The sequence below is a fragment of the Microbacterium sp. M3 genome (assembly GCF_033548675.1).
GTDB lineage: Bacteria > Actinomycetota > Actinomycetes > Actinomycetales > Microbacteriaceae > Microbacterium > Microbacterium arthrosphaerae.
The window spans coordinates 202,797-226,303 of sequence record NZ_JAWTZT010000002.1 but is presented as its reverse complement, the minus strand read 5'-3'; the positions used below and the strand labels follow the sequence as shown (position 1 = coordinate 226,303).

Annotated in this window: 26 protein-coding genes; 15 read left to right on the top strand and 11 right to left on the bottom strand. The window is 72.0% G+C overall.

Annotated features, from left to right (window positions below; genetic code table 11):
* Positions 1-5: 5 nt before the first annotated feature.
* The 3 genes from R8Z57_RS06360 to pdhA are packed head-to-tail and all read right to left on the bottom strand — an operon-like array spanning position 6 to position 3,555.
* A complete protein-coding gene (locus R8Z57_RS06360; protein ID WP_318352942.1) occupies positions 6-1,421 on the bottom strand; it encodes a dihydrolipoamide acetyltransferase family protein in 1,416 nt (471 codons plus the stop codon).
* Entirely contained in the window at positions 1,418-2,428 is a 1,011-nt protein-coding gene (locus R8Z57_RS06355; protein WP_318352941.1) for an alpha-ketoacid dehydrogenase subunit beta, read from the bottom strand. Before R8Z57_RS06355 ends, R8Z57_RS06360 begins: the two co-directional genes overlap by 4 nt.
* Positions 2,425-3,555, bottom strand: coding sequence for a pyruvate dehydrogenase (acetyl-transferring) E1 component subunit alpha (pdhA, locus tag R8Z57_RS06350; RefSeq protein ID WP_318352940.1), 1,131 nt, complete (start codon positions 3,553-3,555; stop codon positions 2,425-2,427). The genes R8Z57_RS06355 and pdhA overlap by 4 nt, the downstream gene beginning before the upstream one ends.
* 165 nt (positions 3,556-3,720) lie before the next feature.
* Between pdhA and R8Z57_RS06345 the strand changes: the two genes are divergently transcribed.
* On the top strand, positions 3,721-4,191 hold the full coding sequence (locus R8Z57_RS06345) for an Lrp/AsnC family transcriptional regulator (protein ID WP_318352939.1): 471 nt from the start codon (positions 3,721-3,723) through the stop codon (positions 4,189-4,191).
* A 6-nt stretch (positions 4,192-4,197) separates the two neighbouring features.
* On the opposite strand, the gene R8Z57_RS06340 is transcribed toward R8Z57_RS06345, so the two are convergent.
* The gene (locus R8Z57_RS06340) at positions 4,198-5,205 is read right to left on the bottom strand and encodes a DMT family transporter (protein WP_318352938.1); all 1,008 of its coding nucleotides are present in this window, start codon (positions 5,203-5,205) and stop codon (positions 4,198-4,200) included.
* Positions 5,206-5,280: 75 nt separating this feature from the next.
* On the opposite strand from R8Z57_RS06340, the gene R8Z57_RS06335 reads away from it, so the two are divergent.
* The gene (locus R8Z57_RS06335; RefSeq protein ID WP_318352937.1) at positions 5,281-5,835 is read left to right on the top strand and encodes a CGNR zinc finger domain-containing protein; all 555 of its coding nucleotides are present in this window, start codon (positions 5,281-5,283) and stop codon (positions 5,833-5,835) included.
* On the opposite strand, the gene R8Z57_RS06330 is transcribed toward R8Z57_RS06335, so the two are convergent.
* A complete protein-coding gene (locus tag R8Z57_RS06330) occupies positions 5,795-6,694 on the bottom strand; it encodes an alpha/beta hydrolase (RefSeq protein WP_318352936.1) in 900 nt (299 codons plus the stop codon). The two genes, R8Z57_RS06335 and R8Z57_RS06330, sit on opposite strands and share 41 nt — an antisense overlap.
* Before the next feature lie 88 nt (positions 6,695-6,782).
* Here R8Z57_RS06330 and R8Z57_RS06325 point away from each other — a divergent pair, with 88 nt between their 5' ends.
* Positions 6,783-7,514, top strand: coding sequence for an exonuclease domain-containing protein (locus R8Z57_RS06325; RefSeq protein ID WP_318352935.1), 732 nt, complete (start codon positions 6,783-6,785; stop codon positions 7,512-7,514).
* A gap of 93 nt (positions 7,515-7,607) precedes the next feature.
* On the opposite strand, the gene R8Z57_RS06320 is transcribed toward R8Z57_RS06325, so the two are convergent.
* The 3 genes from R8Z57_RS06320 to glgA all read right to left on the bottom strand — a co-directional run bounded on the left by R8Z57_RS06320 (position 7,608) and on the right by glgA (position 9,969).
* On the bottom strand, positions 7,608-7,865 hold the full coding sequence (locus tag R8Z57_RS06320; protein WP_318352934.1) for a type B 50S ribosomal protein L31: 258 nt from the start codon (positions 7,863-7,865) through the stop codon (positions 7,608-7,610).
* A gap of 115 nt (positions 7,866-7,980) precedes the next feature.
* Positions 7,981-8,766 carry an ABC transporter ATP-binding protein gene (locus R8Z57_RS06315; RefSeq protein ID WP_318352933.1) on the bottom strand — a complete coding sequence of 262 codons (786 nt, stop codon included), beginning with the start codon at positions 8,764-8,766 and terminating at the stop codon, positions 7,981-7,983.
* A gap of 9 nt (positions 8,767-8,775) precedes the next feature.
* A complete protein-coding gene (glgA, locus tag R8Z57_RS06310; protein WP_318352932.1) occupies positions 8,776-9,969 on the bottom strand; it encodes a glycogen synthase in 1,194 nt (397 codons plus the stop codon).
* 77 nt (positions 9,970-10,046) lie between these two features.
* On the opposite strand from glgA, the gene R8Z57_RS06305 reads away from it, so the two are divergent.
* From R8Z57_RS06305 to R8Z57_RS06295, 3 genes are read left to right on the top strand one after another with little or no spacing between them, the layout of a single operon-like run.
* Entirely contained in the window at positions 10,047-11,291 is a 1,245-nt protein-coding gene (locus R8Z57_RS06305) for a glucose-1-phosphate adenylyltransferase (protein ID WP_318352931.1), read from the top strand.
* A gap of 43 nt (positions 11,292-11,334) precedes the next feature.
* Positions 11,335-11,973 carry a phosphoserine phosphatase SerB gene (gene serB, locus R8Z57_RS06300; protein WP_318352930.1) on the top strand — a complete coding sequence of 213 codons (639 nt, stop codon included), beginning with the start codon at positions 11,335-11,337 and terminating at the stop codon, positions 11,971-11,973.
* 38 nt (positions 11,974-12,011) lie between these two features.
* Complete coding sequence (locus R8Z57_RS06295) at positions 12,012-12,719, top strand: alpha/beta hydrolase (protein WP_318352929.1); 708 nt, start codon at positions 12,012-12,014, stop codon at positions 12,717-12,719.
* Positions 12,720-12,792: 73 nt separating this feature from the next.
* Here R8Z57_RS06295 and fabG read toward each other — a convergent pair whose 3' ends face one another.
* Entirely contained in the window at positions 12,793-13,503 is a 711-nt protein-coding gene (gene fabG, locus R8Z57_RS06290) for a 3-oxoacyl-ACP reductase FabG (RefSeq protein ID WP_318352928.1), read from the bottom strand.
* A gap of 132 nt (positions 13,504-13,635) precedes the next feature.
* On the opposite strand from fabG, the gene R8Z57_RS06285 reads away from it, so the two are divergent.
* The 4 genes from R8Z57_RS06285 (at position 13,636) to R8Z57_RS06270 (ending at position 15,763) form a co-directional block, all read left to right on the top strand.
* On the top strand, positions 13,636-14,190 hold the full coding sequence (locus R8Z57_RS06285) for a DUF4190 domain-containing protein (RefSeq protein WP_318352927.1): 555 nt from the start codon (positions 13,636-13,638) through the stop codon (positions 14,188-14,190).
* Positions 14,191-14,256: 66 nt separating this feature from the next.
* Positions 14,257-14,628, top strand: a complete 372-nt coding sequence (locus R8Z57_RS06280; protein ID WP_318352926.1) for a DUF3099 domain-containing protein — start codon at positions 14,257-14,259, stop codon at positions 14,626-14,628.
* On the top strand, positions 14,625-14,855 hold the full coding sequence (locus R8Z57_RS06275) for a hypothetical protein (RefSeq protein WP_318352925.1): 231 nt from the start codon (positions 14,625-14,627) through the stop codon (positions 14,853-14,855). The genes R8Z57_RS06280 and R8Z57_RS06275 overlap by 4 nt, the downstream gene beginning before the upstream one ends.
* Positions 14,852-15,763 carry an SURF1 family protein gene (locus R8Z57_RS06270; RefSeq protein WP_318352924.1) on the top strand — a complete coding sequence of 304 codons (912 nt, stop codon included), beginning with the start codon at positions 14,852-14,854 and terminating at the stop codon, positions 15,761-15,763. Before R8Z57_RS06275 ends, R8Z57_RS06270 begins: the two co-directional genes overlap by 4 nt.
* Before the next feature lie 90 nt (positions 15,764-15,853).
* Here R8Z57_RS06270 and R8Z57_RS06265 read toward each other — a convergent pair whose 3' ends face one another.
* Positions 15,854-17,452: an ABC-F family ATP-binding cassette domain-containing protein gene (locus tag R8Z57_RS06265; RefSeq protein WP_318352923.1), complete on the bottom strand. Its 1,599-nt coding sequence runs from the start codon at positions 17,450-17,452 to the stop codon at positions 15,854-15,856.
* Between the two features lie 169 nt (positions 17,453-17,621).
* Here R8Z57_RS06265 and R8Z57_RS06260 point away from each other — a divergent pair, with 169 nt between their 5' ends.
* The 5 genes from R8Z57_RS06260 to R8Z57_RS06240 all read left to right on the top strand — a co-directional run bounded on the left by R8Z57_RS06260 (position 17,622) and on the right by R8Z57_RS06240 (position 22,371).
* Positions 17,622-18,290 carry a DedA family protein gene (locus R8Z57_RS06260; protein ID WP_318352922.1) on the top strand — a complete coding sequence of 223 codons (669 nt, stop codon included), beginning with the start codon at positions 17,622-17,624 and terminating at the stop codon, positions 18,288-18,290.
* Complete coding sequence (locus tag R8Z57_RS06255) at positions 18,257-19,525, top strand: sensor histidine kinase (RefSeq protein WP_318352921.1); 1,269 nt, start codon at positions 18,257-18,259, stop codon at positions 19,523-19,525. The genes R8Z57_RS06260 and R8Z57_RS06255 overlap by 34 nt, the downstream gene beginning before the upstream one ends.
* Positions 19,522-20,193, top strand: a complete 672-nt coding sequence (locus R8Z57_RS06250; protein ID WP_318352920.1) for a response regulator transcription factor — start codon at positions 19,522-19,524, stop codon at positions 20,191-20,193. The genes R8Z57_RS06255 and R8Z57_RS06250 overlap by 4 nt, the downstream gene beginning before the upstream one ends.
* Before the next feature lie 96 nt (positions 20,194-20,289).
* Positions 20,290-21,603 (top strand): acyltransferase, encoded by a 1,314-nt coding sequence (locus R8Z57_RS06245; RefSeq protein WP_318352919.1) that lies wholly within the window; start codon positions 20,290-20,292, stop codon positions 21,601-21,603.
* A gap of 120 nt (positions 21,604-21,723) precedes the next feature.
* Positions 21,724-22,371: a biotin transporter BioY gene (locus tag R8Z57_RS06240; RefSeq protein ID WP_318352918.1), complete on the top strand. Its 648-nt coding sequence runs from the start codon at positions 21,724-21,726 to the stop codon at positions 22,369-22,371.
* An 81-nt stretch (positions 22,372-22,452) separates the two neighbouring features.
* Here the strand turns inward: R8Z57_RS06240 and R8Z57_RS06235 are convergent, their stop codons facing one another.
* Positions 22,453-23,493 carry an iron-siderophore ABC transporter substrate-binding protein gene (locus R8Z57_RS06235; protein ID WP_318352917.1) on the bottom strand — a complete coding sequence of 347 codons (1,041 nt, stop codon included), beginning with the start codon at positions 23,491-23,493 and terminating at the stop codon, positions 22,453-22,455.
* Positions 23,494-23,507 lie beyond the last annotated feature (14 nt).

Genomic DNA, 23,507 nt, shown 5'->3' with positions numbered 1-23,507 from the left:
GCTCCTCACCGGAGCAGCATCGCCCTCCCGGGCTCGCGCAGGATGTCGGCGACGTCCACGAGGAACCGCGATCCCTGCTCGCCGTCGACCAGACGGTGGTCGAACGAGAGCGCGAGGGTCATCACGTCGCGCAGCGCGATCTCGCCGCGGTGCTCCCACGGCTGGCGCCGGACGGCGCCGAGGGCCAGGATGCCGGCTTCGCCCGGGTTGATGATGGGTGTGCCCGCGTCGACACCGAAGACACCCACGTTGGTGATCGAGAAGGTGCCGCCCATCATGTCGGCCGGAGGCGTCTTGCCCGATCGGGCGGTCTCGGCGAGCGCGCGGATCGCATCGGCGAGCTCGACCAGCGTGAGCTCCTGGGCGTCGCGGATGTTCGGCACCACGAGGCCGCGCCCGGTCGCCGCCGCGATCCCGAGGTTGACGTAGTGATGCTCGACGATCTCCCCCGCGTCGTCGTCCCACTTCGAGTTGAGCCCGGGGTGGCGCCCGAGGGCGAGGCAGACGGCCTTGGCGGCGACCGCCATGATCCCGATCCGGTGCTCCTGCAGTCCGCGGTCCGCCTTGAGCGACGCGATCAGCTCGTTCGTGGCGGTGACGTCGACGGTGAGGAAGGTCGTGACGTGCGGCGCGGTGAAGGCGCTGCGCACCATCGCCTCGGCGGTGAGCCGGCGCACCCCGCGGATGGGCGTGCGCGTGGTGCGGTCGCCCGCGGCGCCCGTGCGGGGCATCTCGAACTCCTCCGCCGGCTCGGCCGGGGCGAGGGCGGCAGCCATCGCACCGGTGCGCGCCGCGTACGCCTCCACGTCGGCGCGCGTGATCACGCCCGACGCGCCCGTCGCCTCGACGAGGGCGAGGTCGATGCCGAGCTGCTTCGCGAACTTGCGCACCGGCGGCGTGGAGCGCGGCCGCTCGACCGGCCGCTCGACGTCGCCGAGCTGGATCGCGTCGTGCGGGGCGGCTTCGAGCACCGCGGTGTCGGATGCCGCGGCCACGGTGCCCGCCACGCGCGCCCGGCGCTGCGGTCGGGCCGCGCCGCGCGGGGCGGCACCGTACCCGACGAGGTTTGGCTGGGCCTGCTCGCCCCGGGCCTGGTCGCCGGGTTCGGATGCCTCGGCCGCGGGTGCTGCGGCCGCGGTCTGCGCCGGGGCGGCCGCAGCGGGCCGGGGTGCGGCATCCGTCTGTCCGGTGTCGAACGAGATCAGCACCGAGCCGACCGCGACGACGTCGCCCGCCTGCGCGTGCAGCGCCGTCACCGTGCCGGCGTGCGGCGACGGGAGCTCGACGACGGCCTTCGCCGTCTCGACCTCGGCGATCGTCTGGTTGAGGGTGACGGTGTCGCCCACGGCGACCATCCACTGGACGAGCTCGGCTTCGGGCAGGCCCTCGCCGAGGTCCGGGAGTCGGAAGTCCTGGCTCACTCGAAGACCCCCGTCAGGCTGTTCGGCTTGTCCATGACGCGGTCGACGGCGTCGAGGATGCGGTCGAGGTCGGGCAGGTGGTGCTTCTCGAGCTTCGCCGGCGGGTACGGGATGTCGTGCCCTGTCACGCGCTGCGGCGCCGCCTCGAGGTAGTGGAAGCAGCGCTCGGTGACGCTGGCGATCAGCTCCGCCCCCACACCTGCCTCGCGGGCCGCCTCGTGCGTGACCACGACGCGCCCCGTCTTGCGGACGGACGCGGTGACGGTGCGGTAGTCCACCGGCGAGATCGAGCGCAGGTCGATGACCTCGATCGAGACGCCGTCGTCCTCGGCGGCGGTCGCGGCATCCATCGCCGTCGCCACCTGCGCGCCATAGGTGAGCAGCGTGACGTCGCTCCCCTCGCGGGCCACCCGGGCGAGACCCATCGGCGGTGCGTCGGCGAGCTGGACGTCGAGGTCGACCTCGCCCTTGGTGTGGTAGAGCCGCTTGGGCTCGAAGTAGACCACGGGATCGTCGGACGCGATCGCCTGACGCAGCATGACGTACGCGTCCTGGGGGTTCGACACCGCGATCACCCGGAGGCCCGAGGTGTGCACGAAGTAGGCCTCGGGCGACTCGGAGTGGTGCTCGGCGGCGCCGACGCCGCCGGCCCACGGGATGCGGATCGTGAGGGGCATCTTGACGTTGCCGCGCGTGCGGTAGTGGAGCTTGGCGACCTGGCAGACGATCTGGTCGAAGGCCGGGTACACGAATCCGTCGAACTGGATCTCGATCACGGGGCGGTACCCGCGGAAGGCCAGGCCCACCGCGGTGCCCATGATCCCGGCCTCGGCCAGCGGCGTGTCGACGACGCGCTGGGCGCCGAACTCGGCCTGCAACCCGTCGGTGATGCGGAACACGCCGCCGAGCTTGCCGATGTCCTCGCCCATGACGAGCACCTTGTCGTCGTCGGCCATCGCGCGGCGGAGACCCTCGTTGATGGCCTTGGCCATCGTGAGCTGCGTCATCGCCCTGCCTCCTCGGCCGCGAACCCGTCGAGATATGCCGAGAACCACTCGCGCTGCTCGTCGATGCCCGAGTGGGGCTCGGCGTAGACGTTGTCGAGCACGGTGCGCGGATCGCGCGTCGTCGCGGTCATCGCCGCCTCGCGGACGCCCGCCGCGAGGGCGTCGGCATCCGCCTCGACACTCGCCGTGAACGCGTCGTCGAACTCGCCGAGCGAGCGGAGGAGGGCCTCCACACGCGCGATCGGGTCGCGCCGGCGCCACGCCTCGACCTCGCCCTTGTCGCGGTAGCGCGTGGGGTCGTCGGACGTCGTGTGCGGGCCCATGCGGTACGTCACCGCCTCGATGAAGGCCGGGCCGTTGCCGCGGCGGGCGTTGTCGATCGCCCAGCGCATGGCGGCGAGGCAGGCGAGGACGTCGTTGCCGTCGACCCGCATGCTCGGGATGCCGAATCCCGGCGCGCGGCCGGCGATCGGGAACTTCGCCTGGACGCTCACCGGCTCCGAGATCGCCCACTGGTTGTTCGTGCACACGAACACCACCGGGGCGCCGAACGACGAGGCGAACACCATGGCCTCGTTGACGTCGCCCTGGCTGGAGGCGCCGTCGCCGAAGTAGGCGGCCGAGACCTGGTCGGTGCCGTCGCGCTGGATGCCCATCGCGTAGCCGACCGCGTGCAGCGACTGCGCGCCGATGATGATCTGCTGCGTCGCGGTGTTGATGTCGTAGGGGTTGTAGGTCGAGTGCTCCTCGCCGCGCCACGCGAGCACGAAGTCGGCGGGCTTGCCGCCGCGGGCGTACACCACGCCGGTCTCGCGGTAGCTCGGGAAGGCGAAGTCGTCGGCGCGGAGCGCGCGGGCGGTGCCGATCTGCGTGGCCTCCTGCCCCTGGCACGGCGGCCACAGACCGAGCTGGCCCTGGCGCTGCAGCGCGACGCCCTCGGTGTCGATGCGGCGCAGCAGCACCATGTCGCGATACAGGCCCCGCAGCGCCGCGGCGTCGACGTCGGCCACCCAGCGGTCCAGTTCGGGGTCGGCGATCCGCTCGCCTTCGGGGCTCAGCAGTCGCGCGACATCGTCGATGTCGGTGGCGAGATCCGCTGTGGGGGTCAGGGTGTGCGTCATCGTCATCACTCCTCGTTGCGGGCCCCCTCGTGAGGGGCCGCTTCACGTGCGCCGGCCTCGTCGCCGACTGCTTCGAGGCTACGTCCGCATCGCACCTCGCTCAAGCATTCGAGCTCTGCTTGAGCATGTTGACAAATACGACACCCTCACACCGTGCTAACGTTTCGCACTATGAGTGCCCTCGATCATGTCGACCTGGAGCTGCTGGCCGCCCTGTCGGCCGACCCCCGCGCGACCGTCGTCGCACTCGCCGAACGACTCGGGCTGTCGCGCAACACGGTCCAGGCGCGCATGGCGCGACTCGAGCGCGCGGGTGTGTTCCTGTCGTACGAGCGGGCGATCTCGTCCGCCTCGCTCGGGTTCCCGATCGAGGCCTTCATCAGCGTCATCGTGCGCCAGGCCGACCTCCCCCGCATCGCCGTCGAGCTGGCCCGCGTGCCCGAGGTCGTGCAGGCGCACGGACTGTCGGGTCAGGTGGATCTGCTCGTCCGCGTCGCCTGCCGCGACACCCAGCACCTTTTCGACACCGACGCCCGCATCCTCGCGATCGAAGGTGTCGAGCGCACCGAGACCTCGCTCGTCATGGGCGAGGTCATCGCGCACCGCGTGACGCCGCTCATGGAGCTCGCGCGCCGGGAGTGACCGAGCTCAGGGGGCCGGCACGACCGGCGTCGCCGCCGCAGGGCCCTTCGGGTTGCCGGTCGACGCGGCATCCGCCCTCACCAGCACCACCCCGACGAGGATCAGCGCGCCGCCGACGAACTGGATCGGGGCGGGCACCTCGCTGAGGAAGATCCACGCGAACATGAGCGCGAACAGCACCTCCGACAGGCCGACGAACGACGCGACGCGGGAGCCGATGCGCGGCACCGCCATCACGCCGAACGCGTAGCCGAGCGTCGTGGCGATCGCCGCCACCCAGAGGAGCGGCATCCACCACGGCACCTCCGCGCCGGCGAGCACGACCGTCACCGCCGGCGCCTGGAACGGCAGGATGCCGGACAGGCACAGGACGCCCATGACGAGCGCGCCCGTCAGCAGGCCGCTCGCCGCCAGCGCGAGCGGAGGGAGGTCGTCGCCGGCCCGCTCCGAGATGACGAAGTAGGCGCACACGCACACCGCCGCCGCGAGAGCCAGGAGCGTGCCGATGAGGTCGAACGACGCACCCGAGATGTCGACGACGAGCACGAGTCCGATCATCGCGACGGCCGACCCCCACAGCACGAGGGCCGACGGCGCCTTGCGCGTGCGCACCCACACCGCCGCCACCAGCATCACCGGCGCCAGGTACTGGATGAGCAGGGCCACGGCCACCGGCATCCGCTGCATCGCCGAGAAGAAGAACAGCTGACATCCGAGCACCGGCATGAGCCCGAAGCCCACGATGAGACGCCAGTGGCGCCGCAGGAAGCCGCGCTGTCGCCGGATCGCGAGGAACAGCGCCGGCGAGAGCACCAGGCCGGCCACCGCCATGCGCACGAGCAGTGCGGCGCCGAGCGACCAGCCCGCTTCGAGCAGCGGCTTGACGAAGGGTCCGCTCGATGAGAACGCCAGCGCCGAGGCGACCCCCATGACCAGGCCGGTGGTGCGCCGGCGTGCATTCCCGAGCGAGACCGCACCGGTGATGATGGGGAGGGACGCGGTGGAGGCGGTCATGGGCGACATCCGACTGTCAGGGGTGAAGCGTGCTTACACTGGTGACAGTAGCGGACGGCTGTGTCAGGAGTCAATGTGGTTTTCATTCATGACACGGAGCAGAACCTCCGGGCCGCCTCGTACCTGGTGAACACGCTCCCCGGCTACGACGGCGAGGACGCCCTGACGACCCTCGACGACCTCGAGGACTACCTGCGCGTCAACCCGTACACCGGGGTGATCCGCCGCGACGAGACCGAGCTCTCGGCCCTGCGCGCGATCCGCCCGCGGCTGCGCGAGCTCTGGGAAGTCGACCGCGACGCCGCGGTGCCGCTCGTGAACGAGATGCTCCGCGACGGACGGGCGCTTCCCCGCCTGGTCATCCACGACGGCTTCGACTGGCACATCCACGCCACGAGCGACGACGCACCGCTGGCCACCCGTGTGCTGGTGGAGGCGGCCCTGGCCTTCGTCGACGTGATCCGCGCCGACGAGTACGAGCGGGTGCGCGTGTGCGCGGCCGACGACTGCGAGGGCGTCTACGTCGACTTCTCGAAGAACGGCTCGAAGCGCTACTGCGACACCGGCAACTGCGGCAACCGCATGAACGTCAACGCGTACCGTCGCCGGAAGGCCCGAGAAAGCGCGTGATCGCCTCCGCGGCGGCCGCCGGCGTCTCGTAGTGGATCAGGTGGCCGACGTCGGGGATCTCGACCAGTTGCACGTCGGGGAACATCGTGGCGAGCTCCCGCTCGGCCTCGATGGGCGTGATGTCGTCGCGCACCGCCGCGACCAGCAGCGTCGACTGCGCGATGCGCGGCGCGAAGGCGCGGACGTCGTTCGACACCGACGCGACGAAGGCGTCGTGCAGCACGTCGCGGTCCGAGAACCGCGAGAAGTAGGTGTCGTGCTGATCGTGGACGAATCGACGGATGCCGCGGTCCGAGGTCTTCGCCATCGACACGCTCATCACGCGCACGATCAGCCCGTTGCGCAGCAGCGCCTCCCCCAGGCGCTCCGGCAGCCGGGCCCCGAGCCAGTAGTAGAAGACCGCGAGCCGCGTGAGGATGCCGCGCGGCCCTTCCAGGGCGGGCGCGCCGATCGGGTTCACGAGGATCATGCGGGGCGTCGCGAGCCCGTCCGCCACCGCGGCCGAGACGACGATGGAGCCGAACGAGTGGCCGAGGATCACGGCGCCGGGGGCGACGGCCGCGGAGAAGGCGCGCAGCCAGTCCGCGTACAGCGCGAGATCGTGCCGGCGACCCGGGATCGGTGCCGTCTCGCCGAACCCCGGCAGGTCGGGTGAGATGACGCGCACCTCGGGGAGGTGCGCCACGACCGGCTCGAGCCCGTGGTGCTCGCCGCGGAAGCCGTGCACCGCGACGACCGTCGTGGCGGCATCCTCCGGTCCGTAGACCCAGTACGCCGTGACGCCGCCGAGCACCTCGGCCTCGCGCCGCTCGACCGGGATCCGGTCGAGACGGGAGGCGTAGGGATTGGGCGCGGTCACCCGTCGAGTCTACGAGGCCGGACCGGGGTCTGCCCGCGGGCGGAGTGCCTGCGCCGCGATGTCGGAGGAGACGCATACCGTGAGCGGCATGACACGTCCCCACCCCGCCCAGCTGCCGCTGTGGGACGTCCCCGAGTGGGTGCGCGTCGTGGGCGTGTTCGACCTCGAGACCACGGGCGTCGATGTCGCGGACGACCGCATCGTGACGGCGCACGTCGGACTGCTCGATGCCGCGGGCGACGTCATCCGCGCGCGCGACTGGCTCGCCGACCCCGGCGTGCCGATCCCCGACGGCGCCAGCGCCATCCACGGCATCACGACCGAGCATGCACGCCGCAACGGTCGTCCTGCCCGCGACGTCGTGGCCGAGGTGGTCGAGGCGGTGCGGGGGCTGCTCGATGCCGGGATCCCGGTCGTCGCGTACAACGCGCCGTTCGACTTCTCGATGCTGAAGTACGAGTCGCTTCGGCATGGGATCCCACCGATCGAGAACCCCTCGCCGGTGATCGACCCGCTCGTCGTCGACAAGGCCTACGACCGCTGGCGGAAGGGCAAGCGCACCCTCGAGGTGGTGGCAGCGCACTACGCCGTGCGCCTGGACGCCGCGCATCAGGCCTCCGCCGACGCCGTGGCCGCAGGCCGTGTGGCCCAGGCGCTCGCCGAGCGCTTCGCCCCCTGGCTGCCCCCGACCGTGCACGAACTCCACACGCGGCAGATCGGCTGGGCCCGCGCCCAGGCCGCGAGCCTCACCGAGTACTTCGTCGGGATCGGCAGGCTCGATCCCGACGACCGCCTGGACGGACGCTGGCCGATCCGCTGAACCGGCCCGCGGCGATTCCGGAGACGCGGAAGGCCCCGCCGAAGCGGGGCCTTCCGGGACGGACGCGGCGAAGCGCCGTCGAAGCGTACGGGCTCAGTTGGAGCTGCCGCCGAAGTTCTTGAAGCGCTGGTTGAACTTCTCGACGCGACCGGCCGAGTCCATGATGCGCTGCTTGCCCGTGTAGAACGGGTGCGAGGCGGACGAGATCTCGACGTCGATGACGGGGTACTCGACGCCGTCGAGCTCGACGGTCTTGTCGCTGGTCACCGTCGAACGGGTGAGGAAGGTCTCGCCCGAGCCGAGGTCGCGGAACACGACGGCCTGGTAGTCCGGGTGGATGTCAGTCTTCATGATGGTCCTTTGAGGATGGTGCCCTGGATTTTGCCAGGACGGTCAAAGTCTGGGGTGCGAACGCACCAAAGGTCGATTCTATCAGGCCGTGGCGCCGTCGCGGAATCGTCCCAGCTCAGTGGGCGGCGCGCGCCGCGAAGCGGCCGCCGTCCTCGGTGAGGCGGATCGGCACGCCGAAGGTGTCGGTCAGCGCCTCGGCGGTGAGCGTCTCGCGGATGGGACCGGATGCCACGGCCTGGCCGTCCCGCAGCAGCAGCACGTGCGTGAAGCCGACGGGGATCTCCTCGACGTGATGGGTCACCATGATCATCGCGGGCGTGGTGGGAGCCTGCGCGTAGCCGCCGAGGAGGATCAGCAGCTCCTCGCGTGCGCCGAGGTCGAGGCTCGCGGTCGGCTCGTCCAGCAGGAGCAGCTCGGGGTCGGTCATCACGGCCCGGGCGATCTGGACGCGCTTCTGCTCGCCGTCGCTCAGCGTGCCGAACGTGCGGTCGGCGAGGTGGTCGAGCTTCCACTCGGCGAGCACGCGGAGCGCGCGACGCTCGTCGATGTCCTCGTAGTCCTCGCGCCAGCGGCCGAGCACGGAGTAGGCGGCCGTCAGCACGACGTTGAGGACGGTCTCCTCCGGCGGGACGCGCCGCGCCATCGCCGACGAGGCGAACCCGATCCGCGGACGCAGCTCGAAGACGTCGGTGCGACCGAGCCGCTCCCCGAGGATCGTCACCGCCCCGGCGGTGGGGTGCAGCAGCGTGTCGGCCATCTGGAGCACCGTGGTCTTGCCGGCCCCGTTCGGGCCGAGGACGACCCAGCGCTCGTCGTCGCTGACGGTCCAGTCCAGGTGATCGACGATGTTCCGGGCGTTTCGGCGGACGACGACGTCGGAGAACTCGAGCACCTGGGGCATGCCGACAGCCTATCGGCCGCCGGCGGCCACCTCCGCGTAGAGCGCGGCCGTCTGGTCGGCGATGCGCTGCCAGCTGAAGTCCTCCGTCGCGCGCCGGCGCCCGGCCTCGCCGTACTCCCGCGCGCGGGCCGGATCGCTCACGACCTCGGTCAGCACGGCGGCGAGGTCGGCGACGAAGCGCTCGGGGTCGGTGGGCGTGCCCGTGCCGTCCTGCACCTGCTCGATCGGCACCAGGCGCCCTGTGACCCCGTCGACCACGACCTCGGGGATGCCGCCCGTCGCCGTGCCGACGACGGCAGCGCCGCACGCCATCGCCTCGAGGTTCACGATGCCGAGCGGCTCGTACACCGATGGGCAGACGAACGTCGTCGCGGCGCTCAGGATGGTGCACAGCTCGTGGCGCGAGAGCATGCGGTCGAGCCACACGACGCCCGCGCGGCTCTCCTGCAGGCCGCGCACCAGACCCTCGACCTCGGCCATGATCTGCGGCGTGTCGGGAGCTCCTGCGGCGAGGATCACCTGCACGTCGGCGGGCAGTCGCTCGGCCGCGCGCAGGAAGTAGGGCAGGCCCTTCTGGCGGGTGATGCGCCCGACGAAGACGACCGACGGCCTGGCCGGGTCGATCCCGAGCTCGGCGAGCAGCTCCGGGTCGTCGACGGGATGCCAGGCCTCGGCGTCGATGCCGTTGTAGATCACGCGGACGCGCTCCGGATCGAGCGCGGGATAGCTCCGCAGGATGTCGGTGCGCATGCCGTCGCTCACCGCCACGATCGCCGCCGCGCTCTCGTAGGCGGTCTTCTCGATCCAGCTCGACACGGCGTACCCGCCGCCCAGCTGCTCAGCCTTCCAGGGGCGCAGCGGCTCGAGGCTGTGAGCCGTGACGATGTGCGGGATGCCGTGCAGCAGCGATGCGAGATGCCCGGCGAAGTTCGCGTACCAGGTGTGGCTGTGCACCACGTCGGCGCCCGCGACGTCCGACACGATCTCGAGGTCGGTCCCGAGCGTCTGCACCGCGGCGTTGGCTGCGGCGAGCTCGGAGGGCACCCCGTACGACGTCGTGCCCTCCTCGTCGCGGTCGGCGCCGAAGGCCCGCACCCGCACGTCCATCGAGGACCGCAGCGCCTTCACCAGCTCGGTCACGTGCACACCGGCCCCACCGTAGATCTCGGGCGGATACTCCTTGGTCACGATGTCGACGCGCATGGCACGAAACCTATTACACGCAGGCGTCCGCGTGTAGCGGGTACCCGTAATCCACCGGCGGCCCTAGGGTGGGTGCCATGCCAGCAGCCCCCAAGGTCTTCGGAATCATCCTCGCCGGCGGCGAAGGGAAGCGGCTGATGCCCCTGACCGCGGATCGCGCCAAGCCCGCGGTGCCCTTCGGCGGTCAATACCGGCTCATCGACTTCGCGATCTCCAACCTCATCAACTCGGGGCTGCGGCAGATCGTCGTGCTGACGCAGTACAAGTCCCACAGCCTCGACCGCCACATCTCCCAGACGTGGCGGATGTCGGCGCTGCTGGACTCGTACGTGGCCTCCGTTCCCGCCCAGCAGCGCCTGGGCAAGCGGTGGTTCTCGGGGTCCGCCGACGCGATCCTGCAGAGCCTCAACCTGATCAACGACGAGCAGCCCGACATCGTCGTCGTGATCGGCGCCGACCACGTCTACCGCATGGACTTCCGGCAGATGCTCGCCGCGCACATCGAGTCCGGCGCGCGGGCCACGGTCGCCGGCATCCGTCAGCCCATCTCGCTGGCCAACCAGTTCGGGGTGATCGACGTCGACCCCGACGACCCGACGCGCATCCGCGAGTTCCTGGAGAAGCCGCAGAACGCCACGGGACTCGCCGACGCACCCGACCAGGTGCTGGCATCGATGGGCAACTACATCTTCGACGCGGAGGCGCTGATCGAGGCCGTCGAGTCCGACGGCGAGCTGCCCACCTCGAACCACGACATGGGCGGCGACATCGTGCCGTACTTCGTCGGGCGCGGCGAGGCGGGCGTCTACGACATGAACCGCAACGACGTCCCCGGGTCGACCGACCGCGACCGGTACTACTGGCGCGACGTCGGGACGATCGACTCGTTCTTCGACGCCCACCGCGATCTCATCTCGACCCTGCCGATCTTCAACCTGTACAACACCGACTGGCCGATCCACTCGCAGGCGGTCAACTCGCCGCCCGCGAAGTTCGTGCGCGACTCGGTGGGCCGCATCGGCAACGCGATCGACTCCATCGTGTCGCTCGGCTCGGTGCTGTCGGGCACGCATCTCGAGCGGAGCGTGGTGGGGCCCTGGACGCTCGCCGGCGGCGGCTCGACGATCACCGACTCGGTGCTCTTCGACTACGTCCACGTCGGCGCCGGGGCGCGGGTGCACCGGGCCATCCTCGACAAGAACGTCGTCCTCGAGGACGGCGCGACCGTCGGCGTCGACCGCGAGAAGGACCTCGCGCGCGGCTTCACCGTCACCGACAGCGGCATCACGGTCGTCGGCAAGGGGTTCCGCGTCGAACGGTGACGCACGGTCGGGCGCGGCCGCCGCGTCCGGCTAGCGTGGAGGCATGCCCGCGCCTGCCCGCTTCCTCGTCGTGCTCGACGCCGACTCCACGCTGATCCGCAACGAGGTCATCGAGCTGATCGCCGACGAGGCCGGGCGCGGGGCCGAGGTCGCGGCCGCCACCGAGGCCGCCATGCGCGGCGAGGTGGATTTCGCGACCAGCCTGCGCTCGCGCGTCGAGGCGCTGCGGGGCGTGCCCGTCGCCGCCTTCGCGCGCGTGCTGTCGCGCATCGAGCCGACGCCCGGGGTCCGCGAGCTGATCGACGAGGTGCACGCGCGCGGCGGTGCGGTCGGCGTGGTGTCGGGCGGATTCCACGAGATCCTCGACACCGTCGCCCCCGACCTCGGCGTCGACGTCTGGCGCGCGAACCGCCTGGCGACCGCCGAAGGCGCGCTGAGCGGTTCCGTCGACGGTGTGATCGTGGATGCCGCGGGCAAGGCCGCGGCGCTGGGCGAATGGGCGGCGGAGCGCGACGTGCCGCTCGCGCGCACCATCGCGATCGGCGACGGGGCGAACGACCTCGAGATGATGGCGGCCGCGGGCCTGGGCGTGGCCTTCAACGCCAAGCCGGCCGTGCGCGAACGCGCGGACGTCGTCGTGGGACCGGTGGATCTCGCCGAGGTCATCGCCCTGCTCCCCTGAGGGTCGAGAGTGTCGGCGGCCGGGCGTAGCGTCGGGGCATGCACATCATCCTCATTCCCGGACTCTGGCTGGATGCATCCTCCTGGGGTGAGGTGACCCCGGCGCTGGAGACGGGAGGCCATCGCACGCACCCGCTGACGATGCCCGGCGTCGGCGTCTCCGGTGCCGAATCCGCCGCGATCGGAATCGCCGAGTGGGTCGCCGCCGCCGTCGCCGAGATCGACCGGCTCGACGGACCGGTCGTGCTGGTCGGGCATTCCGGCGGCGGGAACGTCGCCTACGGCGCGCTCGACGCCCGGCCCGATCGCGTGCAGCGGATCGTCTTCCTCGACACCTTTCCCCCGGGCGAGGGCGGGTCGATCTCCGAGTTCCCCGTGGTGGACGGCGTGGTGCCGTTCCCGGGGTGGGACTTCTTCGACGAATCGGACGTCGCCGATCTCGACCCGCAGACCCGCACGGATGCGCAGTCGCGGGCGCGCTCGGTGCCCGAGCGGGTGCCGACCGATCCCATCCGGCTGACCGATGAGCGGCGCCGCGCCGTCCCGGCCACGATCATCACGGGCACCGTGTCGGCGGCGCAGATCCGCGAGATCATCGAGAAGGCGCCGCCGTGGGCCGCCGAACTCGCCGCGCTCGAGCAGCTCGACATCGTCGAACTCGGCTCGGAGGGCGATGCGACCGGTCATTGGCCGCAGTTCTCGCGCCCTGGCGCGGTCGCCGAGGCGATCCTGGCCACGATCGGCTGACGCGTCGTCCGGGCACGGGCGGCGCGACCGCAGGCAGCGGTCGCGGCGCCGTGCAGTGCCGGTCGTGAGCTGGTCAGTGCCCCATGCCGAGGCCGCCGTCGACCGGGATGACGGCGCCGGAGATGTAGGCGGCGTCGTCGGACGCGATCCACGCGACCACGCCGGCGACCTCGTCGGCGGTCGCGAAGCGCCCGGCCGGGATGTTCTTCTTGTACTCGGCCTGCGTGTCGGCCGACAGCTCCGCCGTCATGTCGGTCTCGATGAAGCCGGGGGCGACCACGTTCGCGGTGATGCCCCGCCCGCCGAGCTCGCGGGTGAGCGAACGCGCGAAGCCGACGAGGGCGCTCTTGGACGCGGCGTAGTTGATCTGGCCGGCCGACCCGTAGAGTCCGACGACGCTCGAGATCAGCACGACCCGGCCCCACTTGGCACGGAGCATGCCCTTGGACGCGCGCTTGACGACACGGAAGGCGCCACCGAGGTTCGTGGCCACCACGCTGTCGAAGTCGTCCTCGGTCATCCGCAGCAGGAGCGTGTCCTTGGTGATGCCGGCGTTCGCCACGACGATCTCCACGGGGCCCAGGGCGTTCTCGACCTCGGTGAAGGCCGCGTCGACGGCTGCGGCATCCGTCACATCGGCACGCACGGTGAGCGTGCCCGCCGGGCCCTCGCCCGAGCGTGCGGTCACGGCGACCCTGTATCCCGCGGCGACGAAGCGCTCCGCGATGGCGCGGCCGATGCCGCGGTTGCCGCCGGTGACGAGGACGACGCGATCGGTGGACATGAGTGACACTCCCGGTGGTGTGTGGTGGATCCGCACCAGCCTAGCGGCGCCCGCGTCGCCGTCCTTCGCCGGGGTTTGACAGCCTCGTGCGGCGCTGGGACGCTGTAGCCAGACATCGACGAAAGGGCCGCCGTGAGCGACACCACCCCCCAGAATCCCGCGCCGGAACAGGGCGCGTACCCGCCTGTTCCGCCGGCCCCCGCCACCCCGCCCGCATCGCCCGCTCAGGGCGCCTACCCGCCGCCGGCGCAGGGCGCCTATGCGCCGCCCGCGTACGGGGCCGCGCCCGCTGAGCCCGCCCCGCCCGCCTACGGCGCTCCGCCCGCGTACGGCAGCGCTCCGGCGTACGGCGCGGCCCCCGCCTACGGCGCCGCCCCCGCGTACGGTGCGGCACCCGGCTACGGCTACGGCGCGCCCGCCAAGACCAACACCCTCGCGATCGTGTCGCTCATCGCCTCGATCTCGAGCTTCGTGATCCTCCCCTTCATCGGTGCCGTCGTGGGCGTCATCACCGGCCACATGTCCCTCAAGCAGCTCAAGACGAGCGGCGAGCAGGGTCGCGGCATGGCTCTCGCCGGCACGATCGTGGGCTGGGTGGGGCTCGGCCTCTCCCTGCTGGGGATCATCCTCATCATCGTGGCCTTCGCCGCCTTCTGGTCGGCCGTCCCGTACGGCTACTACTCCTGAACCGGCCGCCCCGGGACACGCTCCCGGGGCGCCGCCGCGGTGCAACCGGCGTACCCTGGAAGCACCGTGAAGAGTTCCCACCACGCCCCTTCGGCGACGTCCCTGCCGCGTGCCCCGCGCGACGACGCCGTCGCGCGCTCTCGCCGCTACCTGGTGATGATGGGGATCCGCATCCTGTGCTTCATCCTCATGGTCGCGATCACGCCGTACGGCTGGTACACGTGGGTGCTGGGCGCCGCCGCGATCTTCCTGCCGTACATCGCCGTGGTGTCGGCGAATGTCGGGCAGGACGCGCGAGCCGGGCGCCGCGTGGACCCCGAGCGGGCCCTCCCGAGCGCACCTTCGACGCCCGTCGCTCCCCCGGCTCCTGAGACCACCGTGATCCGCCTCGAAGAGACGCGACCTTCGCTCGACCGCCGGCCGGACGAGGACGCATGAGCGACGACGCGAGCGGTCAGGTCGCCGACGCGATCTGCTCGCGGGCAGGATGCCGCGCAACCGCGCTGTGGCGCATCGACTGGCGCAACCCGAAGATCCACTCCGCCGACCGCCGCAAGACCTGGGTCGCGTGCGACGAGCACGTCGGCTATCTGCGCGAATTCCTGGCGGCGCGCGATTTCCCGGTGTCGGTCGCGCCGCTGGCCGCCGAGGAGGCGACCCGATGAGCGGGCGCTCTGTGAGCATGCAGCGGCTGCCTCGCGCCGGGCGGTGGGCCATCTACATCTCGCTCGCTGTGGTGTTCGCCATCGCCTGCGCGTTCCTGTCGAACTGGCAGTTCACCCGCAACGAGGACCGGTCGGCGCAGCTCGCGCTGGTCGAGCAGAACTACGACGCCGAGCCCGTCGCCCTCGCCGACGTCATGACCGCCGGAACCGACCTCGACCCGCAGGACGAGTGGCGGCCGGTCGTGCTGGAGGGCGAGTACCTCGCCGACGACCAGCTGCTCGTGCGCAACCGTCCCCACGGCGGCACCTCCGCGTTCGAAGTGCTCGTGCCTTTCCGGCTCGACGACGGGCGTGTGCTCCTGGTCGACCGCGGCTGGGTGCCGCCCGGCGACGACCAGCCCGAGCCCGACGCGGTGCCCGCTCCCCCCTCCGGTGAGGCGACCGTGGTGGTGCGGCTGCGACCGGCCGAGCCGGTGCCGTCGTCGGGGCGCTCCGCGCCCGAGGGGCAGGTGCCGACGATCAACCCCGGCCTCGTCGCGGAGTCGATCTCACCCGCGGCCGCTGCGGCGCTGGAGCGCAGCGCCTACGGGATCATGGTGAGCGAGGATCCCGCGCCGGCGGCCGCACCCAGCGCGCTGAAGGCGCCGTCGGAGGATCCCGGGCCCCACCTGTCGTACGCGATCCAGTGGATCCTCTTCGCGATCATGGGGTTCGTGTTCATCGCCTACGTGATCCGCACCGAGCGCCGGCATCGCCGCGAAGACGCGGAGGACGCCCGCGCCGCCGCGGAGTCGACGGATGCCGCAGCGTCGACGGATGCCGCGGCCCTCCCCCGCCCGCCCGCGCGGCGTCGCCGCGACCGGGACGCGGAGGACGAGGACGCCCTCATCGACGCCGCCGCGCGCTGACCCCGCGCCGGGAGATCTCGTCACGCAAGCGTGACCGGTTTCGATACGCCGCGGCTGAAGCCGCGGCTGCTCAACCGCCGGGAGATCTCGTCACGCGAGCGTGACGAGATCCGCGTAGTCGCGGCCCCAGATGTCCTCGACGCCGTCGGGCAGGATGAGGACGCGCTCGGGGTTGAGCGCCTCGACCGCGCCCTCGTCGTGCGAGACGAGCACGACGGCGCCCTCGTAGTGCGCGAGCGCTCCGAGGATCTCCTCGCGCGACGCGGGGTCGAGGTTGTTCGTGGGCTCGTCGAGCAGCAGCATGTTCGCCGACGACACCACGAGCGTCGCCAGCGACAGCCGGGTCTTCTCGCCGCCCGACAGCACGCCGGCGGGCTTCAGCACGTCGTCGCCCGTGAAGAGGAACGACCCGAGCACCTTGCGCGCCTCGGTCGCCGTGATGTCGGGGGCGGCCGACATCATGTTCTCCAGCACCGAGCGCGACACGTCGAGGTTCTCGTGCTCCTGGGCGTAGTAGCCGATCTTGAGCCCGTGGCCGGGCTCCAGCTGACCGGTGTCGGGCTGGTCGACACCGGCGAGGATCCGCAGCAGCGTCGTCTTGCCGGCGCCGTTGAGGCCGAGGATCACCACCTTCGAGCCGCGGTCGATCGCGAGATCGACGTCGGTGAAGATCTCGAGCGAGCCGTAGGACTTCGACAGTCCCGACGCCATCAGGGGCGTCTTGCCGCACGGCGCGGGCTTGGGGAACCGCAGCTTGGCCACGCGCTCCTCCTGGCGCACCTCGTCGAGGCCGGCGAGCATCTTCTCCGCGCGCGCCACCATCTGGTGCGCCGCGGCGGCCTTGGAGGCCTTCGCGCCGAAGCGTGCCGCCTGCTGCTGCAGGACGGTCGCCTTCTTCTCGACGTTGGCGCGCTCCTTCTTGCGGCGCTCCTCGTCGGCCACCCGCTGGCGCAGGTAGTTCTTCCAGTTCATGTTGTAGACGTCGATCACCTGGCGGTTCGCGTCGAGGTAGAACACGCGGTTGACGGTCTCACCGACGAGCTCCACGTCGTGCGAGATCACGATGAGCCCGCCCTTGTAGCCCTTCAGGAACTCGCGCAGCCACACGACGCTGTCGGCGTCGAGGTGGTTGGTGGGCTCGTCGAGGATCATCGTCTGGGCGTCCGAGAAGAGGATGCGGGCCAGCTCGATGCGCCGGCGCTGACCGCCCGAGAGCGTCTTCAGCGGCTGGTCGAGGATGCGGTCGGGAAGCGACAGGTTGTGCGCGATCGAGGCTGCTTCGGCCTCGGCCGCGTAGCCGCCGAGCGCCTCGAAGCGCTCGGTGAGGTTCGCGTACTTTCGCATGGCCTTCGCCGCGGCGGCCTCGTCGGCGTCACCCATCGCGAGCGACGCGTCGTGCATGCCGATGGCGAGCGTGCCGAGCCCGCGGGCGTCGAGGATCCGGGTTCGTGCGAGCATCTCGGGATCCCCCGAACGCGGGTCCTGCGGGAGGTAGCCCAGCTCGCCCGATCGCTCCACCTTGCCGTCGGCGGGGATGAGATCGCCCGCGAGCACCTTCGTCAGCGTCGTCTTGCCGGCACCGTTGCGGCCGACAAGCCCGATCTTGTCGCCGTCGGACACGCGGAAGGAGACGTCCGACATGAGCACGCGGGCGCCCACGCGGATCTCGAGATCGTGCACGGCGAGCACAGCGGATGTCCGTTCCGTCGATGGCGTATGGGGGTGGTGGCCGAGTGGCCAGCCACCCAGTATACGTGGCGGGCTCCCCCGCTCGCGGCCGGCGAATAGTCCCGCAGAGGGAGGCGATCGATACTGCGGAGGGATGCCGCGGCCCGCACGCCGCGCATACCGTTCCCGGGTGGAACTCCTCACCGACGTCCTGATGCAGGCGATCGCCTCACCCTGGCTCTACCTCGTGATGCTCGCCGTGGCGATCGTCGACGGCTTCTTCCCGCCCGTCCCCAGCGAGACGGTGCTGGTCGCCGCGGCGGCGGTGGCGGCATCCACCGGGGAGCCGAACCTCGCGGTGCTCGGGGCGGCCGCCGCCGTGGGCGCCGCCGTGGGCGACAACATCGCCTTCGCGCTCGGTCGCCGCACCGGAACCGACCGGTTCGCATGGATGCGCCGGCCGCGCGTCGCCGGTGCCTTCGACTGGGCGGGCGGCGCGCTGGAACGGCGGGGCGCGGGCCTCGTGATGGGCGCGCGGTTCGTGCCCGTCGGGCGCGTGGCCGTCAACCTGTCGGCCGGCGCGCTCGGCTACCCGTGGCGCCGGTTCGCCGGGCTCAGCGTCGCGGCCGGCATCTGCTGGGCCGTCTACAGCATCGCGATCGGCGTCCTCGCCGGTGCGTGGCTGAAGGACCAGCCGCTGCTGAGCGCGGGCCTCGGCATCGTGCTCGCCCTGTCGATCGGGCTCGTGATCGACCGCGTCGTGGCCTTGCGCGCACGCCGGGCCTCGGCATCCCCCGACTCGCCCTCGCCTGACAGGATGACATCGTGCACGACACCGCCCCGCCCCCGCCCGCTGTGACGTCGCGGCGCCGGCCGAGCACGCACACGGTCGCGTTCGCCGCGCTCGCGCTCGCGGCGGTCGTGCTCTTCTCGGTGCTCGTGCCGGTGCTGATCGCGCTGTACGCGCAGCCCCCGGCCTTCGCCTTCCTGTTCGGCGCGCTGCTGTGCGCGGCCCCGGTGGTGGCCGTGCGGTACCCCCGGTGGGCGACGGCGATCTTCGTCGGGTCCGCCGCCGCTCTCCCCCTGCCGGCCCTGCTCACCGCCGGCACCGTGTGGCCGTGGCCGTGGTCGGTCCCGGCGATGATCGTCTTCATCCTGCTGGTGGGCGTACTGGCCGTGCTGCACGGCTGGCGCATCGCGATCGTCGCCTGGCTCCTCGGCATCGTCGTGACGCTCGCCGTGGTGATCGTGCTCGCGCCGACGGTGCCGGTCGCCGCCGGCATCGTGAACCTCGTCATCGTCACGTCGATCTCCGGTGCGGCACTCCTTGTCGCCGTGCTGCTCGCGAGCCGGCTGCGGATCGGGGCCGAGCTCACGCGCGAGCGCGAGCTCACCGCGCTCGAGCAGTCCCGGCGCGTGCTGATCGAGGAGCGTGCGCGCATCGCGCGGGAGCTGCACGACGTCGTGGCGCACGGCATGTCGCTCATCCAGGTGCAGGCGTCGACCGCGCGCTACCGCGTTCCCGGGCTCTCCGCCGAGACCCTCCACGAGTTCGACGAGATCGCGCAGACCGCCCGCACGGGTCTCACCGAGATGCGGCGCCTGCTGGGCGTGCTGCGCACCGATGACCACGAGGCCGATCTGGCGCCACAGCAGGGCGTCCGCGACATCGGCGACCTCGTCGAGGCGATGCGCCGCGCCGGGGCCGACATCCACGCGCAGCTTCTCACTCGGTCTGAGGACGTGCCGGCCGCCGTCGACGTCACGGCGTTCCGCATCGTCCAGGAGTCGCTGAGCAACGCGGCGCGCCACGCCCCGCAGGCACCCGTGACGCTCGTCGTCGAGCGGGACGGCGACGCGCTGCGCCTGCGGATCCGCAACGCCGCGTCCTCATCTCCCACCGCGGCCCCGACGGCTTCGCGCGGCCACGGGCTTCTCGGCATGCGCGAGCGCGCCGCGCTCGTGGGCGGTACCGTGAGCGCGGGACCCGACTCCGACGGCGGGTGGACGGTTCAGGCCGTGCTGCCGCTGGTGCCGGACGGCCCCGACGCGCCGCCGGTCACCGGCCCCGACTCCCGTGGAGCAGCAGCATGACGATCAGCGTCCTCGTCGCCGACGATCAGGCCATGGTGCGCGCCGGATTCGCCGCGCTGCTGGACGCGCAGGACGACGTCCGCGTCGTCGGGCAGGCGTCCGACGGCGCCGAAGCGGTGGCGCTCTCGGCGCGCCTGAACCCCGACGTCGTCCTCATGGACGTGCGCATGCCGGAACTCGACGGCATCGCCGCGACCCGCCGCATCCTCGGGCCGAGCTATCCGGCCGCACACCTGCCGCGCATCCTGATGCTCACCACGTTCGACATCGACGACTACGTCTACGACGCGCTCGAGGCGGGTGCGAGCGGCTTCCTCCTCAAGGACGCCCTCCCCGACGACCTCGTGCACGCGGTGCGCGTCGTGGCCGCCGGCGACGCGCTGCTCGCACCGAGCGTCACCCGCCGCATGATCGAGCACTTCGCCGCCCGCCGCCCGCGCGCCGGCCGGGCGACGGCGGTGCTCCGCGAGCTCACCGAGCGCGAGCGCGAGGTGCTCACGCTCATCGGACGTGGCCGGTCCAATGCCGAGATCGCGGCCGAGCTGTTCATCTCGGAGCAGACCGTCAAGACGCACGTCGGCAAAGTGCTCGCCAAGCTCGGCGCCCGCGATCGCGTGCAGGCGGTCATCTTCGCGTACGACGCCGGACTGGTCGAGCCGGCCGCCTGATCCCTCCACGGGGTGAGTCCACGACCACCCCACGGGGCGATGCTCTCGCACGCAGCGCGTCCATAGCCTTCCGGGGACCGACCCCGAGGAGGACCCATGACCGCCGTCGTCGCCGCAGCCGCGGCATCCCCGACCCGCTCACCCGGCCGCGACCGCGCCGTCGATCTCGTCCGCGTGTTCTGCGTCATCGGCGTGGTCGTGCTGCACGCGATCATGGTCGGCGTGACCGTCACCGGGTCCGGACCCTCGTTCGTGAACGCGAGCGACGGCACCGCCTGGATCGTGCCGGTGAGCTGGGCGCTGCAGGTGATGCCCCTCTTCTTCATCGTCGGCGGCTTCGCCGGCGCCACCGCGTTCCGCCGCTCCCGCGCGCGAGGCGGCGCCGCTGCCCGGTTCGTCGCGGGGCGGGTCCATCGGCTCCTGCTCCCCGCAGCGGTCACGGTCGGCGTGGCCGGAGCGCTGCTGGGGCTGCTCGCCGCCGCGGGGATCCCGGCGGATCTCGTCGCGCTCGCCGGGTTCCGGTTCGCGCAGCCGCTGTGGTTCCTGGGCGTCTTCCTCGTCTGCCAGGCGCTCCTCCCGGCGCTGCTGCGGTGCCACGAGCGCGCACCGCTGCGCACACTGGGCGTGCTGGCGCTCCTGGCGGGTGCCGTCGACGTCGTACGCCTCGCGACCGGCATCGACGGGATCGGCTTCCTCAACCTCGCCTTCGTGTGGCTGACACTGCAGCAGGTCGGCTTCTTCCTCGCCGACGGCCGGATCGACGCCCTCTCGCGCCGCTCCCGCGCCGGGGCGGCGGCCGCGGCGGTGGCGCTGCTGGCCGTCTCGTTCGCGAGCGGCCTCCACTCCCCCGATCTCGTCGCCAACATCAACCCGCCCACCACGGCGCTGCTGCTCGTCGGCGTGGTCCACGTCGCACTCTTCTCGCTCGTGCGCGCCCCGCTCGAGCGCCTGGCCGCGCGGCCGGGCCCGGCGCGCCTGGTCGACTTCGCGACGCCCCGGGCGATGACGGTGTACCTGTGGCACATGCCGGTGCTGCTCGCGCTGGCCGGGCTCTCGGCTGCGGCATCGATGCTGGCCGGGATGCCGCTGCCCGAGGTGAACGGCGCCGGGTGGTGGGTCAGTCGCCCGCTCTGGCTCGCGCTCGCGCTGGCGGCCACGGCGGCGGTCGCGGTGCCGCTCTCGCGCATCGAGGCGCGGCCGGCGCCGGCCGGGACCTCGTCGACGACGCGGGTGGCCGTCGCGGTCACGACGGGCACCGCGGGCGTGGCGCTGCTGCTCGTGGTGGGCACCTCCCCGGTGACCGCCGTGGCAGCGGTGACCGCGTTCGCCGTCGCGCTCCGCCTGGCGCGCACGCCGCTCCCGCACCCGCGCCCCGGCTCGCACTCGCTCGCCGCCCCCGCCCTCGCGTGAACGGCCGCTCCGCACACCCCTCTGGTGGGCGCGGCGTTGGCGGACTCGAACAGCCGAAGACGAGATCATTGGTGGACGCCGTCCAAGTAGGCCGTCACGACGCCCCCTAGGCTGAGTGCCATGTCATCCATCGCCGCCGCCCCGTCAGCCACCGCAGGCCACCGTCGCGTGCTCGCCGACGTCATCGCCCGCCCGTCCAGCCGCGCACGCGCCTTCGCCCTCGATGCCGGTCTCGTCATCGCCGGAGCCGCCGTCGTCGCGCTCCTCGCCCAGGTCGAGATCCCGCTGTGGCCGGTCCCCATCACGGGCCAGACCCTCGGCGTCATCGTCGTCGGCGCCGCGCTCGGCGCGTGGCGCGGCGCTGCCGCCCTCACCACGTACATGCTGGCGGGTCTGGCGGGGCTCCCCGTCTTCGCCGGGTTCACCGGCACGATCGCCGCGGTGGGCAAGCCCAGCTTCGGCTTCGTGATCGGCTTCATCGTCTCGGCGTTCGTCGCCGGCTGGTTCGCCGAGCGCGCGTGGGACCGCCGCCCGGCCCTGGCCTTCCTCGGCTTCGCGGCCGCGAGCGCCGTGCCGTTCCTCTTCGGCATCCCCTACATGGCGTTCATCCTCAACGTCGTGATGGGTCTGGACTACTCCTTCGCCGCGGTGCTCGAGGCGGGCCTCCTCCCGTTCATCGTGGGCGGTCTGATCAAGGCGGGCATCGCCGCCGCGATCATCCCGGGCGCGTGGGCGCTCGTGCGGAAGGCCGACCAGAGCAAGAGGTGAGCGGATGCCTCGGGACGAGGCATCCGGAATCGACGAAAGCCCCGGCCGGACGGCCGGGGCTTTCGCATGCGTGGAAGGGTCTCAGCCCTGGGCGGCCGCCGTCGCGGTGGCGAGCTGGGAGACGATCTCGGGCAGGATCCACGGGAGGGTCAGCGCGGTCGGCGAGATGGCCGCGACGTTCTCCTCGCCGACGATCGGCGCCACGGCACCCGACTGGACGGCGGGGATGAGCTGGGCGCGATCGGACGCGAGGAACTCGTCGAGGTCGGACTGCAGCTCGGCCTGCGTGAACAGCACGTCGGCGTCGACCTTGTCGAGGCTCTCGCTGCTGACCGTCGTGTAGAACGTCGACTCGCCGGTGTCGAGGGCGGTCACCGACTCGGCGCTGACGAAGCCGAGGTCCTCGAGGATCTCGACCCGGGGGTCGGCGGGCAGGTAGAGGTAGAAGGTGTCCACGTCGTCATCGGCGAACGCGATGGATGTGCCCTCGAACTCGGGGTGCTCGGTGGCCGCGTCCGCGATCTGCTGGTCGAGATCGGTGAGGATCTGCTCCGCCTCGGCCTCCAGGCCGAGCGCCTTGCCGGTGTCGGAGATGACGTCGCGCCACGGCGTCGACCAGAGCGCCTCCTCGGGGGCGACGACGGGGATGCCGGCACCCGTGACGGCGTCGTACTCCTCCTGGGTGAGGCCCGAGTACGAGGCCACGAGGACGTCGGGGTCGGTGGCGAGGAGCTCTTCGACCGAGAGCTCGAAGCTGGAGTTGTCCAGCAGCACGGGCTCTTCGCCGCCGAGCTCGTCGAGGGCCTCCTCGACCCACGGCGTGATGAGGTTGTCGCCGCCGCCGTACTCCGACGACGGAATGGCCACGGGCACGATGCCGAGCGCGAGCACGGCGTCCGTGGCACCCCAGCCCCACGTCGCGACGCGCTCCGGCGCCTCCTCGATCGTGGTCTCACCGTAGATGTGCTCGAACGTGACGGGGAACGCGTCGGACGAAGCGGTGGCGGCATCCGCCGCGTCGGACGATGCCGGTGCCGGCGTGCCGGCGCAGCCGGACAGCACGAGGCCTCCGGCGACCGCGAGCGCGGCGAGGGCGCCGAGGCGGGACGTGGGAACGGGCATGGGTCTTCCTTTCG

Bases quoted from the DNA above. Each gene is read 5' to 3' on its own strand.
- R8Z57_RS06250 (WP_318352920.1), top strand. From the start codon at position 19,522: ATGACGATCAGCGTCCTCGTCGCCGACGATCAGGCCATGGTGCGCGCC.
- R8Z57_RS06320 (WP_318352934.1), bottom strand. From the start codon at position 7,865: ATGAAGACTGACATCCACCCGGACTACCAGGCCGTCGTGTTCCGCGAC.
- R8Z57_RS06315 (WP_318352933.1), bottom strand. From the start codon at position 8,766: ATGCCCCAGGTGCTCGAGTTCTCCGACGTCGTCGTCCGCCGAAACGCC.
- serB (WP_318352930.1), top strand. From the start codon at position 11,335: ATGCCCGCGCCTGCCCGCTTCCTCGTCGTGCTCGACGCCGACTCCACG.
- R8Z57_RS06245 (WP_318352919.1), top strand. From the start codon at position 20,290: ATGACCGCCGTCGTCGCCGCAGCCGCGGCATCCCCGACCCGCTCACCC.
- R8Z57_RS06275 (WP_318352925.1), top strand. From the start codon at position 14,625: ATGAGCGACGACGCGAGCGGTCAGGTCGCCGACGCGATCTGCTCGCGG.
- glgA (WP_318352932.1), bottom strand. From the start codon at position 9,969: ATGCGCGTCGACATCGTGACCAAGGAGTATCCGCCCGAGATCTACGGT.
- R8Z57_RS06235 (WP_318352917.1), bottom strand. From the start codon at position 23,493: ATGCCCGTTCCCACGTCCCGCCTCGGCGCCCTCGCCGCGCTCGCGGTC.
- R8Z57_RS06355 (WP_318352941.1), bottom strand. From the start codon at position 2,428: ATGACGCAGCTCACGATGGCCAAGGCCATCAACGAGGGTCTCCGCCGC.
- R8Z57_RS06345 (WP_318352939.1), top strand. From the start codon at position 3,721: ATGAGTGCCCTCGATCATGTCGACCTGGAGCTGCTGGCCGCCCTGTCG.
- R8Z57_RS06270 (WP_318352924.1), top strand. From the start codon at position 14,852: ATGAGCGGGCGCTCTGTGAGCATGCAGCGGCTGCCTCGCGCCGGGCGG.
- R8Z57_RS06325 (WP_318352935.1), top strand. From the start codon at position 6,783: ATGACACGTCCCCACCCCGCCCAGCTGCCGCTGTGGGACGTCCCCGAG.
- R8Z57_RS06340 (WP_318352938.1), bottom strand. From the start codon at position 5,205: ATGACCGCCTCCACCGCGTCCCTCCCCATCATCACCGGTGCGGTCTCG.
- R8Z57_RS06295 (WP_318352929.1), top strand. From the start codon at position 12,012: ATGCACATCATCCTCATTCCCGGACTCTGGCTGGATGCATCCTCCTGG.
- fabG (WP_318352928.1), bottom strand. From the start codon at position 13,503: ATGTCCACCGATCGCGTCGTCCTCGTCACCGGCGGCAACCGCGGCATC.
- pdhA (WP_318352940.1), bottom strand. From the start codon at position 3,555: ATGACGATGACGCACACCCTGACCCCCACAGCGGATCTCGCCACCGAC.
- R8Z57_RS06240 (WP_318352918.1), top strand. From the start codon at position 21,724: ATGTCATCCATCGCCGCCGCCCCGTCAGCCACCGCAGGCCACCGTCGC.
- R8Z57_RS06305 (WP_318352931.1), top strand. From the start codon at position 10,047: ATGCCAGCAGCCCCCAAGGTCTTCGGAATCATCCTCGCCGGCGGCGAA.